The organism is Streptomyces sp. NPDC025651 (assembly GCF_055558735.1).
Window position 1 is genome coordinate 185,576 of record NZ_JBVHLZ010000004.1, and the last position, 17,841, is coordinate 203,416.

Annotated in this window: 15 protein-coding genes; 8 read left to right on the forward strand and 7 right to left on the reverse strand. The window is 71.5% G+C overall.

Annotated features, from left to right (window positions below):
- Positions 1-94 precede the first annotated feature (94 nt).
- Entirely contained in the window at positions 95-907 is an 813-nt protein-coding gene (locus ACZ4D5_RS17135; protein ID WP_467773198.1) for an HAD family hydrolase, read from the forward strand.
- On the opposite strand, the gene ACZ4D5_RS17140 is transcribed toward ACZ4D5_RS17135, so the two are convergent.
- Positions 908-2,908, reverse strand: a complete 2,001-nt coding sequence (locus ACZ4D5_RS17140) for a CocE/NonD family hydrolase (RefSeq protein WP_467773199.1) — start codon at positions 2,906-2,908, stop codon at positions 908-910.
- Positions 2,909-2,954: 46 nt separating this feature from the next.
- Positions 2,955-4,469, reverse strand: a complete 1,515-nt coding sequence (locus tag ACZ4D5_RS17145) for a peptide MFS transporter (RefSeq protein WP_467773200.1) — start codon at positions 4,467-4,469, stop codon at positions 2,955-2,957.
- Positions 4,470-4,727: 258 nt separating this feature from the next.
- On the opposite strand from ACZ4D5_RS17145, the gene ACZ4D5_RS17150 reads away from it, so the two are divergent.
- From ACZ4D5_RS17150 to ACZ4D5_RS17165, 4 genes are all read left to right on the forward strand, one after another.
- Positions 4,728-5,738, forward strand: a complete 1,011-nt coding sequence (locus ACZ4D5_RS17150) for a polyprenyl synthetase family protein (RefSeq protein WP_467773201.1) — start codon at positions 4,728-4,730, stop codon at positions 5,736-5,738.
- A gap of 282 nt (positions 5,739-6,020) precedes the next feature.
- Positions 6,021-7,283: a LolA family protein gene (locus ACZ4D5_RS17155; RefSeq protein ID WP_467773202.1), complete on the forward strand. Its 1,263-nt coding sequence runs from the start codon at positions 6,021-6,023 to the stop codon at positions 7,281-7,283.
- 85 nt (positions 7,284-7,368) lie between these two features.
- A complete protein-coding gene (locus ACZ4D5_RS17160) occupies positions 7,369-8,343 on the forward strand; it encodes an ABC transporter ATP-binding protein (RefSeq protein ID WP_467773203.1) in 975 nt (324 codons plus the stop codon).
- Between the two features lie 4 nt (positions 8,344-8,347).
- A complete protein-coding gene (locus ACZ4D5_RS17165; protein ID WP_467773204.1) occupies positions 8,348-9,223 on the forward strand; it encodes an ABC transporter permease in 876 nt (291 codons plus the stop codon).
- A 42-nt stretch (positions 9,224-9,265) separates the two neighbouring features.
- On the opposite strand, the gene ACZ4D5_RS17170 is transcribed toward ACZ4D5_RS17165, so the two are convergent.
- The 3 genes from ACZ4D5_RS17170 to ACZ4D5_RS17180 form a co-directional block, all read right to left on the reverse strand.
- Entirely contained in the window at positions 9,266-9,862 is a 597-nt protein-coding gene (locus tag ACZ4D5_RS17170; RefSeq protein ID WP_467773205.1) for a flavodoxin family protein, read from the reverse strand.
- A gap of 104 nt (positions 9,863-9,966) precedes the next feature.
- The gene (locus ACZ4D5_RS17175; RefSeq protein WP_467773206.1) at positions 9,967-10,926 is read right to left on the reverse strand and encodes a M28 family metallopeptidase; all 960 of its coding nucleotides are present in this window, start codon (positions 10,924-10,926) and stop codon (positions 9,967-9,969) included.
- 232 nt (positions 10,927-11,158) lie between these two features.
- Positions 11,159-12,682: a hypothetical protein gene (locus ACZ4D5_RS17180; RefSeq protein WP_467773207.1), complete on the reverse strand. Its 1,524-nt coding sequence runs from the start codon at positions 12,680-12,682 to the stop codon at positions 11,159-11,161.
- A gap of 141 nt (positions 12,683-12,823) precedes the next feature.
- Between ACZ4D5_RS17180 and ACZ4D5_RS17185 the strand changes: the two genes are divergently transcribed.
- Positions 12,824-13,708: an NAD(P)-dependent oxidoreductase gene (locus tag ACZ4D5_RS17185; protein WP_467773208.1), complete on the forward strand. Its 885-nt coding sequence runs from the start codon at positions 12,824-12,826 to the stop codon at positions 13,706-13,708.
- An 80-nt stretch (positions 13,709-13,788) separates the two neighbouring features.
- Here ACZ4D5_RS17185 and ACZ4D5_RS17190 read toward each other — a convergent pair whose 3' ends face one another.
- Positions 13,789-14,241: a VOC family protein gene (locus tag ACZ4D5_RS17190; RefSeq protein ID WP_467773209.1), complete on the reverse strand. Its 453-nt coding sequence runs from the start codon at positions 14,239-14,241 to the stop codon at positions 13,789-13,791.
- 210 nt (positions 14,242-14,451) lie between these two features.
- On the opposite strand from ACZ4D5_RS17190, the gene ACZ4D5_RS17195 reads away from it, so the two are divergent.
- Positions 14,452-15,540 carry a hypothetical protein gene (locus ACZ4D5_RS17195; RefSeq protein WP_467773210.1) on the forward strand — a complete coding sequence of 363 codons (1,089 nt, stop codon included), beginning with the start codon at positions 14,452-14,454 and terminating at the stop codon, positions 15,538-15,540.
- On the opposite strand, the gene ACZ4D5_RS17200 is transcribed toward ACZ4D5_RS17195, so the two are convergent.
- Positions 15,456-15,944, reverse strand: a complete 489-nt coding sequence (locus ACZ4D5_RS17200) for a winged helix-turn-helix transcriptional regulator (RefSeq protein ID WP_467773211.1) — start codon at positions 15,942-15,944, stop codon at positions 15,456-15,458. The two genes, ACZ4D5_RS17195 and ACZ4D5_RS17200, sit on opposite strands and share 85 nt — an antisense overlap.
- A 103-nt stretch (positions 15,945-16,047) precedes the next feature.
- Between ACZ4D5_RS17200 and ACZ4D5_RS17205 the strand changes: the two genes are divergently transcribed.
- Entirely contained in the window at positions 16,048-17,634 is a 1,587-nt protein-coding gene (locus ACZ4D5_RS17205) for an MFS transporter (RefSeq protein WP_467773212.1), read from the forward strand.
- Positions 17,635-17,841: the final 207 nt, after the last annotated feature.

A 17,841-nucleotide genomic window follows, 5' to 3' on the forward strand; every position in this document is an offset into this window, starting at 1 on the left:
TCTGGTGAACCACAGTCGGCCCGGCCGCCACCAGCCCCACATGCACCTTGCCAAGCAGCTTCCGGTGGGGCCCAGGATCCGTATTCTCTGGATCATGGCCGCTCCCCTCGCATATGCACTCATCGCCACTGACCTGGACGGGACGCTGCTGCGCGGCGACGACACGGTCTCGGACCGGTCCCGGCGGGCGCTGGCCGCCGCCGGTGAGGGGGGTGCGAGGCACCTCGTGGTGACCGGCCGGCCCGCGCCGCGCGTGCGGCCCCTCTTCGACGACCTCGGCTACGACGGCCTGGCCGTCTGTGGGCAGGGAGCGCAGCTGTACGACGCCGGGGCGGACCGCATGGAGTGGTCGGTGACCCTCGACCGCGAGCTCGCCGAGGCCGCGCTCGGCAAGATCGAGGCGGAGGTCGGGCAGGTCTACGCGGCCGTGGACCAGGACGGCGTGGACGGCCTCACGCTCATCGAACCGGGGTACGAGATGCCGCACCCCACGCTGCCCGCGGTGCGCGTGCCCGGCCGTGGAGTGCTGTGGGAGGAGCCCATCAGCAAGGTCCTGCTGCGCCATCCGACGCTGGCGGACGACGAGTTGGCGGCGGTGGCGCGCGACGCGGTGGGCTCGCTCGCCACCGTGACGATGTCGGGGCCCGGCACCGTGGAGCTCCAGCCGTGCGGGGTGACCAAGGCGACCGGGCTCGCGCTGGCCGCCGAGCGCCTCGGGCTGACGGCGGCCGACACGGTCGCCTTCGGGGACATGCCCAACGACATCCCCATGTTCATGTGGGCGGCGCACGGCGTGGCCATGGCCAATGCCCACGACGAACTCAAGGCGGTAGCCGATGAGTTGACTTTGTCGAACGAACAAGACGGCATCGCCGTCGTCCTGGAGCGCCTTCTGGAGAAGGCCTAGTCAGCCTGCCGTCCGCCGGATCCGCTTCTCCCACGTCCGGTGGAAGACGACCTCGCCCCCGTCCTTGCACACCACCTCGTTCGAGGTGATGAAGTCCGCCGCGTCGCACGTGATCTCCGAGCGCGTCTCGACCGTCACGTCCCAGGAGAGGTCGGGCCGGTGCAGGCGGATGGTCCAGTCCGAGCGGGTGCGGGCGCTCAGCGGGTCGCCCTCGTTGATCGTGTACGTCTCCAGGGCGTCCTCGGTGAACTCCAGACCGTCGGGGTACACGCGCGTGCCGCCGTAGCGCGGGTCGACCTCCAGGCGCCACTCGCCCTTGGCGACATCGCGTACGACGAGACGCTCGGGGCGCTGTTCGTCGAGGGTCGCCGGGAAGACCACGCCGAGCGGCTCCGACTGCTCGGGGGCCTCGAAGGTGATCGACGGGTCCAAGCCGCCCTCGCGCACCGGCAGTTCCAGCGAGCTGCCCACCGGCTCCAGGGTGAAGCCCGCCGAGTCGGCCTGCGGCCAGATCCACGGCCAGTACGCGGAGGAGACCGCGAGGCGGATGCGGTGGCCCGGCGGGAAGGTGTGGCCGACGCCGTTGAGTTCGAAGGTCACGTCCTCGGTGGCGCCGAGCGGCCAGGCGTCCGCGCGGTCCCTGCCGTGCCGGGCCGAGAGGTTGAGCACGCCCCGGGTGACGAGGGTGGACGAGCCGTCGGGCGCGATGTCGCAGAGGCGGGCGACGGCCTGCCCGTAGGGCACGTCCATGCGCAGCCGCAGCGTCACCGCGGGGCGCCCCAGAACGCGTACCTCCGAAGGGACCTCGAACTCGAAGCACGCCGACTTCGCGTCCTCGTCCCGCTGGTCGGGCGGCAGGTCGGCGTCGTTGCCGAAGGGGAAGAAGCGGCCGGCGTCCAGCCCTGTGTGCATGGGGGAGTCGACGATGAGAGGGCTGCCCTGGAGGGCGTAGGTGGTGGGGGTGACGTTCGGTGACGGCCAGGCGGGGTCGCCGACCCAGCCGCCCCTCATCTCCTCGTACACCGTCGCGGGCGGATGCGAATCGCTGATCCAGGAGCGGAGTTTCGGCTCGGCCATCACTCCGGTGTCGACGCCCTTGAGGTGGTGGTCCCACCAGCGCAGCGTCTCCTGGAGGAAGCCGATCGCGGGACCCGGCGGCAGGCCGCGGTCCGGGTACTGGTGCGACCAGGGGCCGATCAGCCCTCGTACCCGGTCGTCGGGGAGGTGTTCGACCAGGCGCAGGACCGTGTCGCGGTACGGGTCGTGCCAGCCGCCCACCGCGAGGACGGCGGCGCCGATCGCGGAGTAGTCCTCGCAGACGCTGCCGTGCCGCCAGTAGTCGTCGCGGGTCTGGTGGTCCAGCCAGGTGTGGATGAACGGGTCCACGGCTTCGAGGCGCGTCAGCCACATCTCGCGCCACGCGTCGCCCACGAACCGAGGGTCCGGCGGGCGCGACACGAAGGCCAGCATCGTCGCCGCCCACGCGTGCATGTCCACCGCCAGGACGGAACCACCCATGTAGTGCACGTCGTTGTCATAGCGGTCGTCCGCGGAGCAGACCGTGACGATCGCCTTGAGGGGCTCGGGCGCGAGCGCCGCGATCTGGAGGGAGTTGAAGCCGCCCCAGGAGATGCCGAACATGCCGACCCTGCCGTTCGACCAGGGCTGCGCGGCCAGCCAGTTCACCACCTCGACGCCGTCGGACAGCTCCTGCGCCGAGTACTCGTCGGTGGGTAGCCCCTCGCTGTTGCCGTGCCCGCGGACGTCGACGCGCACGGAGGCGTAGCCGTGGCCCGCGTACCAGGGGTGGCGCTGCCAGTCGCGGGGCGCCGTCCAGTCACTCAGGCGATAGGGGAGGTACTCGAGGAGCACGGGGACGGGTTCGTCGGTGACCGGCCTCCACACGCGCGCGTACAGCTTCGTCCCGTCGGCGAGGGGTACGCGGATGTCCTCGTGGGTGGTCTCGTACGGGAAATCGGTCTGGATCTTCGGGTGCGACATGGGAGGAACCTCAGTGGACGGGATGTCCTCGGTGGGCGGGGTGCCCTCAGTGGACGGGGTGCATGGTGCGGCGCAGCCACGGCGCGAGCGCGATCACGGCGATGCCCGCGACCACGGCGATGCCGCCGTTCACGCCGAAGTACGCCGGGTGGGAGACCTCTCCGTAGAGCTTCACCACCTGTGCCTGGATGCCGTTGGCGAGCGCGAGGGACAGGAACCACAGCGCCATGGTCTGGCTGGCGAAGGCCTTCGGGGCGAGCTTGGTCGTCGCCGACATGCCCGAGGTCTCCAGGAGGATGTCACCGAGCCCGAGCAGCAGGTACGAGCCGACGATCCACCAGGCGGCCATCCTGTACGTGTCGCCGCTGTGCCCCGAGGTGGGCAGGACCATCAGCAGGAACGACAGCCCGCCGAGGATCACACCGAACGCGATCTTGTTGGAGGCGTGCGGCTGGCGCGGGCCCATCCGTGCCCAGACGGCTGCGACCACCGGGGCGAGCGCGACCTCGAAGGCGCCGAGCGCGGACGCGTACCAGCCGGCGGGGAAGTGGAATCCCAGGATCTCGGTCCTGGCGTTGGTCGACGCGAGCAGCATCATCGTCGAGTACGCCTGGAACAGGATGAAGTTGAAGACGACCGAGGCGAGGAAGAGGACCACGTAGGGGCGCAAGCGGAGGCGCTCCTCGGACGTCACGCGCGGGCTGCGGAACATCACGGCGAAGTAGACGACCGGCGCGATCACCGAGATGAGGGTGAGCAGGTCCACGAAGCGGTCCATGGTCAGCCAGCCGACGGCGGCGAGCAGCCCCGCGACCGCGGCGACCAGGACGGTCCCGGCGACGATCATCAGGATCGCCCGCCGCATCGCGTCCAGGGGCAGGGCGAACTCGGCGGACGCCTTGCGCCCGGCGAGGTGCCGCCGTCCCGCCACGTACTGGACGAGACCGAAGGTCATGCCGATCGCGGCCGCCGAGAAGCCCCAGTGCCAGCCCTTGTGGTCGCCGAGCCAGCCGGTGATCAGGGGGCCCGCGAAGGCGCCCACGTTGATCGCCATGTAGTAGAGCGCGAAGCCGGCGTCGCGGCGCTCGTCCTCGGTGCGGTAGAGCTTGCCGACCATCGAGGCGACGTTCGGCTTGAGCAGCCCGGTGCCCGCGCTGATCAGGCCGAGGCCCACCCACGTCATCGTCGGGGTCGGCACCGCCATCGAGTAGTGGCCGCAGGCGATGAGGATGCCGCCCCACAGCACCGCGCGGTACGACCCGAGGATGCGGTCGGCGAGCCAGCCGCCCGCCACGGAGACCAGGTAGACCAGCGTTCCGTACGCCGCGGAGACCGACGCGGCCGTCCCGGGGGCCATCCCCATGCCGTCGTTCGCGACGGAGTCGGCGAAGTAGAGGACCAGGATGGCCTGCATGCCCAGAAACGAGAAGCGTTCCCAGACTTCCAGGCCGGAGAGGGTGAGCAGGCCGCGTGGCTGCCCGAAGAAGGCGTGGTCGTCGCCCGGCGGCGGATCCGTCGGCGGCTCTGCGGGCGGCTCGTACTCGGCCGTAGTACGGGACAAAGCGGCTGCTCCCGGTCTTTACGGTTCTTCTGGTGCAGGGAGGTCCTGTCAGTCTTATGGGCTGATCAAGAACATACCGGGGGAGATTGCACTCTGCCCGGCCGCACATGTGCGGGCAGGTGCTCGCTGTGATCGAAAGTCGACCGGATACGCTGACTTGAGTGATGGCAGCGACACATCGACAAACCGTGTCATCGACCGAGATCCAATGATCGACCGAGTTCGCCATGTGATCGTCAGCAGACAGGAGAACCTCTCGTGACCGTCGTCGGGCCTTTTGGGCTGAGCGTGCGGGACCAGGCTCTCGAAGCCGATGTCCAGGCAGGGTTGGCGGCTGTCGAGGAGGGCCTGCTCGAGGCCACCAAGAGCGAGGTCCCCTTCATCACCGAGGCGGCCCAGCACCTCGTCCGTGCCGGGGGGAAGCGTTTCCGCCCCCTGCTCGTGATGCTCGCCTCCCAGTTCGGCGACCCCTACGCGCCGGGCGTCGTGCCCTCCGCCGTGGTCGTCGAGCTCACACACCTCGCGACGCTGTACCACGACGATGTGATGGACGAGGCGGACGTGCGCCGCGGCGTCCCCAGCGCCAACCAGCGCTGGGGCAACTCCGTCGCCGTCCTGACCGGCGACTTCCTCTTCGCCCGCGCCTCGTACATCCTGGCCGACCTCGGCCCCGAGGCCGTCCGCATCCAGGCGGAGGCCTTCGAACGCCTGGTCACCGGCCAGATCCTGGAGACCGCGGGGCCGTCCGAGGGACGCGATCCGGTCGACCACTACCTCGACGTGCTCGGCGGCAAGACCGGTTCGCTGGTCGCCGTGGCCTGCCGGTTCGGCGCGATGATGTCGGGCGCCGACGAGACCGTCGTGGACGTCCTGACGCAGTACGGCGAGCGGCTCGGCGTCGCCTTCCAGCTCGCCGACGACGTGCTGGACATCGCCTCCGACTCGCACGAGTCCGGCAAGACGCCGGGCACGGACCTGCGTGAGGGCATCCCCACGCTGCCGGTGCTCCGCCTGCGCGAGCGCGTGGCGCGGCTCGGCCTCGCCGAGGACATCGCCCTGAGCGAGCTGCTCGCCTCCGACCTCACCGACGACGCCCGGCACGCCGAGGCGCTCGCCCGGCTCCGCGTGCACCCCGCTCTGGAGCACGCCCGCAGGGACACCGTCCGTTACGCGGAGGACGCGCGGGCCGCGCTGGCGCCGCTGCCGGAGTGCGACGCGAAGGCCGCGCTGGTGGAGCTCTGCGACCTGGTGGTGCACCGCGCGGGCTGAGGTCCGCCGGCCACGGCCGCGTGAGCTGCGTCACCGCGCGTACCCCTGTCGATCGGCGGTGCCATCCCCTACGGGTCGGGGGAGGCGCCGCCGTTTTGTGTCATCCCGCGGGAGTACGTGGAGTTGCACCCGGGGTCTGACGCTTCTTCCTGGCCGATTTGGTCGGATGGAGTCCAACAAGGACAACCACTCCTGACCAATTCGGGTGAGAATGGCGGCGCGGGGTGGACGAAGGCACGTACAGGGAAAAGGCCGCCGCCGACCACGGAGGTAGGGCACACAATGGCACCGTACGAACCGGAACAGGACACCAGTGAGGCCGGGGACCTGCGCGTCGGCCGCCGCAAGGCGGCGCGCTACGTGGTCCCGGTCGCGGTGGCGGGGGTGGCGGCGGCGACCATCGGGCTCGTCCCGGCGCTCGCCACGTCGGGCGACCCGGATCTGCCGAAGATCACGGCGCAGGAGCTCATCGAGAAGATCGCCGCGTCCGACACACAGCAGCTCTCCGGCAACGTCAAGATCAGCACCGATCTGGGCCTGCCGTCGATGGGCGGCATGGCGGGCGGCTTCGCCGGTGGCGGCGGTTCGGACCACGGCGAGGACGGCGACGGCGAGGGCTCGGCCGCCGACCCCAAGAGCAAGCTGATGGAGCTGGCGTCCGGCACGCACACGCTGCGCGTCGCGGCCGACGGCCCCGACAGGCAGAAGGTGTCCGTCCTGGAGGACGCCGCCGAGTACAGCCTGATCCACAACGGCGACGACCTGTGGGCGTACGACAGCAGGTCGAACGAGGCCTACCACGCGCAGGGCGCCGCGGACGCCTCCGGCAAGGGCGCGGGCAAGACCGGCAAGGACGTGCCCAAGGACGTGGCGAAGGAGCTCCCCGCCACCCCCAAGGACTTCGCCGAGCAGGCCCTCAAGGCCGTCGACGACACGACGTCCGTGAAGGTCGACGGCACCGCGCAGGTCGCGGGCCGCGACGCGTACCGCCTGGTCGTCAAGCCCAAGCAGTCCGGTTCGACGGTCGGCCAGATCACGGTCGCGGTCGACGCCAAGACCGGTACGCCGCTCAAGTTCACCCTGACCCCGGCCTCCGGCGGCGCCGCGGTGATCGACGCGGGCTTCACGAAGGTCGACTTCGGCAAGCCGTCCGCGTCCACCTTCGACTTCACGCCGCCCAAGGGCGCGAAGGTCACCGAGGCCGACGAGCACGCCGCTGACGAGCGTGGCTTCAAGGACAAGGGCGGCAAGCAGTTCAAGGAAGAGGACCTCAACGACCTCAAGGTCGTCGGTGAGGGCTGGAGCTCCATCGCCGAGCTGAAGCTGCCGGGCGGCCAGGGCCTGCCGAGCGCCGGCTCGGGCGACGTGCCGCCGGACGCGCAGAAGCTGCTGGACTCGCTGGGCGACCAGGTCAGCGGCAAGTTCGGCTCCGGCACGGTCTTCTCGACCCGCCTGATCAACGCCCTCGTCACCGAGGACGGCAAGGTCTACGTGGGCGCGGTCACGAAGGACGCACTCGTGAAGGCGGCGAACGCGGCGCACTAACGGTGCGTACGACAGAGGGGAACGGCGGATGGAAGGTGCCGGAAGGGCACCTTCCATCCGTCTCGTCGGGCGACGGGAGGGCAACGTGCCGGGTACCAGCGGCAGCGCGGTGGAGCACGTCATCGAGACGCGCGGGCTCACCAAGCGCTACGGAAAACACCTCGCCGTCGACGGGCTCGACCTCTCCGTCCCCGAAGGCAGCGTCTTCGGGTTCCTCGGACCGAACGGCTCCGGCAAGACGACCACCATCCGCATGCTGATGGGCCTCATCGAACCGACGTCCGGCCGCGCCAAGGTCCTCGGCCAGGCCATGCCGCGCGGCGCGCGGGCCGTGCTCCCGCACGTGGGCGCCCTGATCGAGGGCCCCGCCCTCTACGGCTTCCTGTCGGGCCGCGACAACCTGCTGCGGTACGACTCCGCCGACCCGACCGCCGATCCCCGCACCCGGCGCAGGCGCGCGGAGGCGGCCCTGGACCGGGTGGGCCTGACGTCCGCCGCGGGCAAGAAGGCCAAGGCGTACTCCCTCGGCATGAAGCAGCGGCTCGGGCTCGCCGCCGCGCTGCTCCAGCCGCGCGGGCTCCTCGTCCTGGACGAGCCGACGAACGGCCTCGACCCGCAGGGCATGCGCGAGATCCGCACGCTGGTGCGGGAGCTGGCGGCGGAGGGCACGACCGTCTTCCTCTCCTCGCACCTCCTCGACGAGATCGAGCAGGTCTGTACGCACGCGGCCGTGATGACCCAGGGGCGTCTGATCACCCAGGCCCCGGTCGCCGAGCTGGCGGCGGGCGCGCGCGGCAGGCTCGTCGTGACGACACCGGATCCGGGCGACGCGGCCCGCGTCCTGAAGGAGCGGGGCGTGGCGGACCTCGTCGTGACGGAGGACCGCGTGACCGGCGAACCGCCGGGCCAGGACGCGTTCGGGCAGGACGTGGAACTGGCGGATCTGAACGCCGCGTTGGTCGAGGCGGGCGTCCGCGTCCGCGGCTTCGGCCTCGAACGGGCCTCGCTGGAGGACGCGTTCGTGGCGCTGACGGGAGAGGGCTTCGATGTCGCGGGCTGAGGTCATGAACGTATCCGAGGCGTCCGGTCCCCGGCAGCGGCGGCGGATCTGGACCCTCGGGCTCTTCCGCAGCGAGCTCGCGATCACCTTCCGCCGCTGGCGGACGCTCGCGCTGCTGGGGGTGCTCGCCGCCGTGCCCGTCCTGGTCGGTGTCGCCGTCAGGATCGAGACCAGTGACGGCTCCACCATCGGCGGGAGCGGCGAGGGCGGGCCCGCCTTCATCGCGCAGATCACCAACAACGGCCTGTTCCTGGTCTTCACCGCGCTCGCCGCGACGCTGCCGTTCTTCCTGCCGATGGCGATCGGCGTGGTCGCGGGCGACGCCGTGGCCGGCGAGGCGAGCGCGGGCACGCTGCGCTATCTGCTCGTCGCGCCCGCGGGGCGGACCCGCCTGCTCCTCGCCAAGTACGCGACCACGCTGACGTTCTGCCTGGTCGCGACCTTGGTCGTCGCCACGTCCGCGCTCGCGACGGGCGCGCTGCTCTTCCCGCTCGGCGAGGTCACCACGATCTCGGGCACCCGGATGAGCTTCGGCGACGGGCTGCTGCGGGCCCTGCTCATCGCGCTGGTGGTCGCCGCGTCACTGGTCGGCGTCGCGGCGCTCGGCCTGTTCGTGTCGACGCTCACCAGCAGCGGCATCGCGGCGATGGCGACCACCGTCGGGCTGCTGATCACGGTCCAGATCCTCGACCAGATCCCGCAGTTGGACGCCCTGCACCCGTACTTCTTCTCGCACTACTGGCTGTCCTTCGCCGACCTGATGCGCGAGCCGGTCTACTGGGCCGACATCCTCAAGAACCTGCAGATGCAGGGCTTGTACGCGGCTGTCTTCGGCTCCGCGGCGTGGGCGCGGTTCGGGGCGAAGGACATCATGGCGTGACGTCGCGCCCCTGCCGGTGACGCGGGCGCGTGATGCGGGGGCCTACGCCTTGTCGTAGGGGAAGCGGGCCAGCTCCGGCTCCCCGGCGAAGAACGTCTTGGCGCGGGCCAGGGCGTCGGCGTCCTCAAGGACGTGGCCCGGCCGGGTGCCGTTGCCGAGCAGGACGCCGCCGAAGCGCATCGGGAAGTAGGCCGCGGAGTTGCGCAGCGTGCCGATCAGCGGGTCCGCCACCTCCTCCTCGCGGTGCGCGAGCGCGGTGACGCCCCACAGGGTGCGGCCCTTCAGGGTCTCCTTGAAGTCGATCTCGGGGGTCTCCAGCCAGGCGTCCCAGTAGTCGAGGTAGCGCTTCACGGTGGCCGAGACCGAGTACCAGTACAGCGGCGACGCGATGACGATGTCCGTCGCCTCCAGGGTGGCGTCCAGGAGCAGCGCCTCGTTGCCCTCGGTGGGGCGCGTGCGGGCCCGCGGGCGGGAGTCGTCGTGCCGCTGGTCCTCGAAGTCGGGCAGCGGCAGTTCCGCCAGGTTCAGCCAGCGCTGCTCGACGTCCGGGGGGAGCTGCTCGGCGGCCTTGCGGGCCAGGAGCTCGGTGTTGCCCTCGGGACGGGCACTGCCGAGGACGAAGAGGAACTTGCGGGTCATGGGATCCCCCTGGGTACTTGCGTACGGCGATTGGATGCGTGTGCACTATATGCACGCGCATCCAATCGCGTCCAGGGGTGGTCCTCAGGGAGGCCGCTCAGCGGTTACGAGGACAGCCCCCACACCGCGTACGCCACCGCGTCGCTGTTGCGGTCGAGCGCCTTCTCGTCGATGTTCGAGGACCCGTCGCAGGACGAGTGGTAGCACTTGTCGAACGGCTCGCCCGCCGTGCCGCCCCACTTCTGCGCCTGCGCCGCCGACTTGGTGGTCTCCGCGCCGGTGAACAGGCCGCCGACCGGGACGCCCGCCTGCTGGAACGGCGCGTGGTCGGAGCGGCCGTCGCCCTCGTCGTCCGGCTCCGTGGCGATGTCCAGACCCGCGTAGTAGTCCTTGAAGGTCTTCTCGATCGCGGGGTCGTCGTCGTAGACGAAGTAGCCGGCGTTGGGGGAGCTGATCATGTCGAAGTTCAGATACGCGCTGATCTTCGAGCTGTCGCCGCCGGGCAGGCTGTCGACGTAGTGCGAGGAGCCGAGCAGGCCGATCTCCTCGGCGCCCCACCAGGCGAACCGCAGGTGCTTGGCGGGCTTGTACTGCTCGCGGGCCACGGTGAGCGCGGTCTCCAGGACGGCGGCGGACCCCGAGCCGTTGTCGTTGATGCCGGGCCCGTCGGAGACGCTGTCGAGGTGGGCGCCCGCCATGACGGTCTTGCTCTCGTCGCCGCCGGGCCAGTCGGCGATCAGGTTGTAGTCGGTCTTGCCGCCGGCCGTGAACTCCTGGACGGAGGTGGTGAATCCGGCGTCGTCGAGCTTCTTCTTCAGGAGGTCGACGGAGGCCTTGTAGCCGGCGCTTCCGTGGGCGCGGTTGCCGCCGTTGGCGTCCGCGACGGACTGCAGGTCGGCGAGGTGCGCCTTGACGTTGGCGACGGAGATGTCGGGCGCGGCGGCCGCCTTGGGCGCGTCGGCCTTCGGCGCGGGCGCGGCGGTGGATATCGCGCTGGTGGTGAGGAGTCCGGCGACGGCCACGGCGACGGCCGCGGCGGTACGTCCGGGAACGGAGAGTTTCATGTGGGGGGCTCCGGATTCCGTGATTCCACGAAACCTGTACGCGTGGGGGCGTACGGGTTTCCGAGTTGCCTGATGGTGCTGGTGAGGTTGTTGCGCCGTCAAGAGCACGTAACGGGCGGGCAGTTCCGGATATCGGTGACCTGCGGATCCCGGGGGCCGGATCGGGGCCGGTCTCAGGGGTCTTCTCGGGGCCCTCTCAGGGGTCCTCTCAGGGGTCCTCTCGGCGGTCCCCTCAGGGGCGTACGTGGATGACCCAGCCGGGGGCGTACGTGTCCGGCACGGGGTGGCGCGTCCAGTCGCGGGCCCAGCGCGGGGGCGCCGCCTCGCGCAACACCAGGACGGTGGTGCGGTGTTCGTCGCCCCGGCCGCCGGGCGCGCATCCGGAGGCGTACGCGAGGGGGATCACGGAGGTGTTGCCGCTCAGGACGCACGGCTCGGGGGTGTCGGGACTGTCGCGGAGGGCGTCGGCGATCCGCGCCCAGTCGCCGCGGGCGCCCGCCTGGATCCTGGCGTTGCCGTGCACGAGGAGCAGTTGGACGGCGAGGTGGCCGGCGAGGACCAGGGCCAGCGCGGCGAAGGCGGCCCGCGGCCACCGGACGGCGCGGGCGCGGTCGGCCGCGGCGAGCAGGCCGAGGGCCGCGGCCGGGGCGAGGAGGGCGTGGGCGGGCAGCAGGAAGCGGGGGGCCGCGTACGGGACGAGGAGGAGGTAGGGGAGGGCTACGGCCAGGGCCGCGGCGAGGGCCAGGAGGCAGCCGCGCAGGACGTCGGGCGCGGGGCCGTGGGCCCCCTGGCGGGTCATGGCCCCGGCACGTGCGCTCCACAGCCCCAGCCCCACCAGGAGCGGCAGCAGGACCCACCACTCCGCGGCCACGGGACGCAGGCCGTCACCGCCGCACGGGCGGCAGAGCAACGGGCCGTCCATGACCGTGAGGTGGTGCACGAAGGAGAGCAGGGGGCGCAGGTCACCCTGCACCTCGCTGGCCCGCGCCACCCGTTCGCGTACGCCGTCGAAGCGGACGTACGCCTCGACGACCCACGGCAGCGCACCCGCCGCGAGCCCACCGAGTACGGCAAGGAAGCGGCCCCGCCCCCGCCAGGCGGGCACCAGCAGGGCGGCGAGCAGGAGGGGCACGGCGACGGCGGCGCCGTCGTTGGGGCGCATCAGGGTGGCGAGGGCCAGGCCTGCCGCGATCCCCGGGTACGCGAGCACGCGCGCGTGGGCGTGCGTCCCGGATGGCTGCCGCGTCCGCACGAACAGACCGACCGCGCCCACGGCGCCCATGGCGGTGTAGTGGTTGGGCATCGCGGCGCTCGCGTAGAACAGCGCGAACCACAGGGTGCCGTACAGCGCGGCGGCGACGGCGGTGGCCGAGCGCCGGTGCAGGACGCGCAGCCAGGGGCGGAACCCCAGGTACAGGGCGGCGGTCGCGAGCAGCGTGAGCCACACCCTGAGCAGCACGACGGAGTCGCTCCACGAGGCCACCGGCGCGATCAGGAACGGCACGCCGCGGGTGCGGGGCGCGCTGAACGGCGTGGCCGGGGCGTAGGGGGAGAAGCGGCTGGCGTAGACGAGCTCGTCCCAGCCGAGGGGCAGCGTGAGCGGGACGAGGACGAGCGACAGGAGGGCGAAGGCACCGCAGACGGCGAGGAGGAGGCGGTGCGGGTCGGGGGAGCGGCGGGGGCGCGACTGCGGTGACATGACCGGACGGCCTCCCTTGCCGATGTTCTCGGCCGACATGACGTTCTCGGCCGACATGACGTTCTCGACTGACGTGACGTTCTGGACTGACCAAAAGGTAAGTACGCACTTAATAGTGCGTACTTGAGTGATGTGCGGCGCCGGTCCCAGCATGAGGAGGCCGGACGAAGCGATCAACTGGGAAGTCGGTAACGGGACATGACGAACGGAAATGGTGGACACGCGCGCGTGACGCTCATCGGGCTCGGTCTGATGGGTGCGGCCCTCGCCGAGGCGTTCCTGGCCGCCGGTCACCCGACGACGGTGTGGAACCGCAGCCCGCGGAAGGCGGCGCCGCTGGTCGCCAAGGGCGCCGCGCACGCGGAGACGATCGAGGACGCGGTCGCCGCGAGCCCTCTGGTCATCACCTGCCTGACGACGTTCGACGCGACGCTCGCCGCCCTGGAGCCGGCCGCCGCGGCGCTGGCCGGGCGCACCCTGGTCACGCTCAACTCCGGTACGACGTCCGGCGCCCTGAGGGCGGCCGACTGGGCGGCCGCGCAGGGCGCGCGGTTCCTCGGTGGCGCGGTGAAGAACGTGCCGGGTGCCGTGGGCAGGCCGGACACGCTCCTGTACTACGCGGGTGACCGCGCGGCGTTCGACGAGCACGAGGAGACGCTGCGCGTGCTCGGCGGCGACACCGTCCACCTGGGCACGGAGCCGGACCTCGCCGCGCTCTACGAGACGGCGGTGGGCGGCACGCTGCTCCCCGCACTGATCGGCTTCTTCCAGGGCGCGGCGCTCGTCCAGGCGCGCGGCCTGGAGGCGAGCTCCCTGGTGCGCTACGAGGTCAAGTGGCTGGAGATGATCGCCTCGATCCTGCCGACCCTGGCGGCGGAGATCGACTCCGGTGACTACACCCGGCCTGCCTCCACCGTCGGCCTCTTCCACGAAGCGGCCGACCACGACCGGGAGATGGCCGAGGCGGGCGGCGTCGACGCCTCCTGGACCGCCCCGATGTACGACCTGGTGCGGCGGGCGGTCGACGAGGGCCACCGTGACCACAGCGTCTCGGCGCTGGTCGAGATGTTGCGCAAGGGCTGACGCGGGCGCCCGGGTTGACGCGGGCGCCCGGGCTGGCGCAGACGCATGGGCTGACGCGGGCGCTGGAGCCGGCACAAGGGCTAGTGGAGGCAGAACTCGTTCCCCTCCGGGTCCGTCATGACCACCCACTCGCCGCCGGGCTCCTTGACGTGCCGTTCCACCGCGGCGCCCAGCGCTTCGAGGCGGGCCAACTCGGCGTCGCGGCGCCCCGGTTCGGAGTGCACGTCGATGTGCAGGCGGTTCTTGCCGGTCTTGGCCTCGGGCACGCGCTGGAAGAGGATCCGCCGCCCGAGGCCGGTGCCGCTCTCCTCGTCGTGCGGGTCGTCGGGGTGGCGCACGGCGATGAGGTCGCGCCAGGCGCGGCGGCCGCGGAACTCGACGGTCGCGGCCTCGGGCACGGCGCCGAGACCGAGGAGTCGTTCGATCAGCGAGTCGTTGTCCTCGACCTCGTACCCCAACGTCTCGGCCCAGAAGGCGGCTTGGGCGTGCGGGTCGGCGGCGTCGACGACGAGCTTCCAGTGCAGGGTTGTCATGGTAACCAGTTATAGCGGTTACCGGGTCTGAGCGCACGGGCTGTCGCAACGATCCGCGCATGTCCTTGCCGGGCGCGCGCGAACTTCCGTCACCTAGGGGGAGGTTGAGGGTCGCGTCGGGGTGTTCCCTGATCACGTGGCGGTGTCGCTCCCGTCACTCTGGAACGGTCGGATCGAGGCAGCCGTGCCGGAGGGGATGGGAGGGGGCCCATGCGACGCCGCTCGCTCGTGCGTGCCACGGACGCCGCCGTGCACGTCAACGTCTTCGCGCTGACCGGGATCGCCACGGTCCTCGTCACCCGTGCCTTCCTCGCCCAGGCCGGCTATCCCAAGCTCGGCGGTGGCGGAGGCGGCGGAACCACGCTGCACATCGCCCACATGCTGTGGGGCGGTCTCCTGATGATGGCGGCGATCCTGCTCACGTTCGGCTTCCTCGGCCGCGCGGCCCGGCTCGTCGGCGCCTTCGTCGGCGGCATCGGCTTCGGGCTCTTCATCGACGAGGTCGGCAAGCAGATCACGGACGAGCCGGGGTACTTCTACCAACCGGCCGCCGGGATCATCTACGTGAGCTTTGCCCTGCTGCTCCTCCTCACCCACCGCATACGCCGCCGCACGGCGGACGCGAAGGCGCTGGACGCCACGCAGCGCACGGCGAACGCCGCCGACCTCGCCCTGGCCGGGGTCACCACGGGCCTCACGGCCGAACAGCGCCGCGCGGCGACACGGCTCGTCGAGGGCTCGGACCGCGAGGTGGACGTGGCGCTGGCGCGGCTGCTCGCCGCCGTCCCGGAGCGCCCGCCCGCCGAGCCCGTCTGGTGGCGGACCTGGGGGTCCTGCGTGGGGCGCGCGCTGCGGTGGCTGGCGCGCACCAGGGTCGTGCTCGGCCTGGCCGTGTTCTGCCTGCTGACCGAGGCGCTGCTGTTCGCCGTCTGGATGTCCCTCGACTTCTTCGGCGGACAGCTGGCGCAGGAGCCGCAGCCGGTCGCCAACCTCGCGGTCGCGCTCACCGAGGTGGTCTCGGCGACCCTCGGCATCGCCGGGCTGATACGCCTGCGGAGCGACCACACGGCGGCCTTCCGGCTCTTCCGGGCGGCGCTCCTCGCGGACATCCTGGTCGGCCAGATATTCAAGTTCACGATGGACCAGTTCGCGGCGGTGGTCGAGTTGGGCATCGACCTGGGGTTGCTCTGGGTGGTCTCCGTGTTCCTGGCGGCTCAGCGCGCCCCGGCGCCCGCGGTGCTCGCTCCCGCGGGGCCCGCGCCCGCGGCGGCTTCCTCCTCGGCGGCGCGCGCGTCGTAGTCGGCGCGGGCCGCGGCGATCTCGTTCTGGTGCTCCTCGGTCCAGGACACCAGGGCCTGGATGGTGTGGTGCAGGGTCCCGCCGAGCGGCGTGAGCTCGTACTCGACCCGGGGCGGCACGACGGGGTGCACGGTGCGCTTGACCAGGCCGTCCCGCTCCAGCTGCCGCAGCGTGACCGTCAGCATGCGCTGGCTGATCCCGTCGATCTCGCGCCGCAGCTCCGTGAAGCGCAGACGGCGGCGCTCCAGCAGCGCGATGACGAGGAGCGACCACTTGTCGGCCACGCGGTCGAGGATCTGGCGCACCTGGCAGTCCTCGCGGGTGTCCCACTGGAAGGGATCGGCCTCGCCGTAGTCCACGGTGCCTTCGTAGTGACTCGGTGACTTTGAAGTGCCTTCTTCCATGGCTCCCGATGCTGCCGCAGGATTCCAGTGGTTACAAGAGGGAACCGACCCTCATTCACGTAACCGTCCGTTCAACTTCCCGTGCCCGCAAAGGAGTTCTGTCATGGGTGCACGTGCCTGGACGCTGCTGCTCGTCCTCTGCGGCACGATCTTCCTGGAGGGCATCGACATCGCCATGCTCGCGATAGCGATCCCCGCGATCAGGTCCGACCTCGGCCTGTCGACCGGCACGGCGGCCTGGGTCATCAGCGCCTACGTCCTCGGGTACGCGGGCTTCACGCTGCTCGGCGGACGGGCGGCGGACCTGCTCGGCAGGCGGCGGATGTTCCTGTTCTGGCTGGGGATCTTCATGGTCTTCTCCGGGCTCGGCGGCTTCGCGACCGAGGGCTGGATGCTGGTCGTGGCGCGGTTCGTGACCGGGGTCGCCGCCGCGTTCATGACGCCCGCGGCGATGTCGATCATCACCACCTCCTACGCGGAGGGGCCCGAGCGGAACAGGGCGTTGCTGATCTTCGCGGGGACGTCCGCGGGTGGCTTCTCGCTCGGCCTCGCCGTCGGCGGGCTGCTCACCGAACTCGGCTGGCAGTGGGTGTTCTTCACGCCGGTGCTCTTCGCCGCGGTGATCCTCGCGGGGGCGCTCCGGCTCATCCCGAAGGGGCCGGACGGCAAGGGCGGGGCCGTCGACGGTGCGGTCCGTACGCGGCGCGCCGTCAGGGGATTCGACCTGCCGGGCGCGACCGCCGCGGCCGGGGCCATGCTGCTGCTCGCCTTCGCGATCGTACGGCTCGAACACGGCTTCGCTGACTGGCCGTTCACGGTCGGCGCGGCGGTCGCGGGGCTGCTGCTCCTGCTCGCCTTCGTGGGCATCGAGCGGCGCGCGGCGGAACCCCTGGTGCGGCTCGGGATCTTCCGTACGGGGTCCGTGGTGCGGGCCGGGCTCGGGGCGCTGCTCTACCTCGGGGCCTTCATGGGCTTCCAGTTCGTCCTGACGCTCTACCTCCAGGAGCTGCGCGGCTGGTCGTCCTGGCAGACCGCCGTGGCGATGATCGTGCTCGGCTGCGACGTGTTCCTCTCGCCGACGCTCACCCCGCGCCTGGTCCGGCGGTTCGGCAACGCGCGCGTGATCCTCGGCGGCTTCCTGATGGCCGTCACGGGGTACGCGCTCTTCCTGCCGGTCGGCATGGACTGGCCGTACCTGGCGATGTTCCCGACCCTGCTCCTCGCGGGCACCGGGTTCGCGCTCACGCTCGGCCCGCAGATGATCGCGGCGACGGACGGCGTGGCCGAGTGGGAGCAGGGTCTGGCGAGCGGACTGCTGCAGACCGCCACCCAGTTCGGCGCCGCGATCGGCATCTCCGCGGTGACGGCCGTGCACGGCCTGATGGCGGCCGGTTCGCACGGGGACGGGGGCGGCTCGGACGCCGCGGCGGATCTGTCGGCGTTCCGCTGGGCGCTGCTCGTGCCGGTGGTGATGGCGGGCCTGGGCGCGGTCGTCGCCGGGGTCGGCGTGTACCGGCGCGCACGCCCGGCGCGGGCATTCGTCACCATGCCCGTCCCCACCCGGCCGGACAGGGGCCGGGGCAAGGAGACGCGACCCGTGACCGTCCTGCCGCAGGGGACGGCCGGGAGCGCGACGAGGGGGGAACAAGCCGGGCTGTCCGAGCTCGGCCGTTCACGGCCGAGAAGGTGACGCAGAACGTCGACGAGGGCCTCCTCCGCGCGCCGCTGCCCGCCGGGCGCCTCCTCCTGCCCGCCGGGCGCCTCGTCCTGCCCATCGGCGACGTCCTGGAGCCCTTCATCGACGTGGCTGACATCGCGGAGGTGGTGACCGTGCTGCTCGCCGAGGCGGGGCACACCCACCGTACGTACGAGCTCACGGGCCCCCGTGCCCTCACCT

Coding starts and splice junctions, on each gene's coding strand:
- ACZ4D5_RS17185 (WP_467773208.1), top strand. CDS start 12,824: ATGACGAACGGAAATGGTGGACACGCGCGCGTGACGCTCATCGGGCTC.
- ACZ4D5_RS17175 (WP_467773206.1), bottom strand. CDS start 10,926: ATGAAACTCTCCGTTCCCGGACGTACCGCCGCGGCCGTCGCCGTGGCC.
- ACZ4D5_RS17180 (WP_467773207.1), bottom strand. CDS start 12,682: ATGTCGGCCGAGAACGTCATGTCGGCCGAGAACATCGGCAAGGGAGGC.
- ACZ4D5_RS17190 (WP_467773209.1), bottom strand. CDS start 14,241: ATGACAACCCTGCACTGGAAGCTCGTCGTCGACGCCGCCGACCCGCAC.
- ACZ4D5_RS17170 (WP_467773205.1), bottom strand. CDS start 9,862: ATGACCCGCAAGTTCCTCTTCGTCCTCGGCAGTGCCCGTCCCGAGGGC.
- ACZ4D5_RS17205 (WP_467773212.1), top strand. CDS start 16,048: ATGGGTGCACGTGCCTGGACGCTGCTGCTCGTCCTCTGCGGCACGATC.
- ACZ4D5_RS17165 (WP_467773204.1), top strand. CDS start 8,348: ATGAACGTATCCGAGGCGTCCGGTCCCCGGCAGCGGCGGCGGATCTGG.
- ACZ4D5_RS17140 (WP_467773199.1), bottom strand. CDS start 2,908: ATGTCGCACCCGAAGATCCAGACCGATTTCCCGTACGAGACCACCCAC.
- ACZ4D5_RS17155 (WP_467773202.1), top strand. CDS start 6,021: ATGGCACCGTACGAACCGGAACAGGACACCAGTGAGGCCGGGGACCTG.
- ACZ4D5_RS17200 (WP_467773211.1), bottom strand. CDS start 15,944: ATGGAAGAAGGCACTTCAAAGTCACCGAGTCACTACGAAGGCACCGTG.
- ACZ4D5_RS17135 (WP_467773198.1), top strand. CDS start 95: ATGGCCGCTCCCCTCGCATATGCACTCATCGCCACTGACCTGGACGGG.
- ACZ4D5_RS17195 (WP_467773210.1), top strand. CDS start 14,452: ATGCGACGCCGCTCGCTCGTGCGTGCCACGGACGCCGCCGTGCACGTC.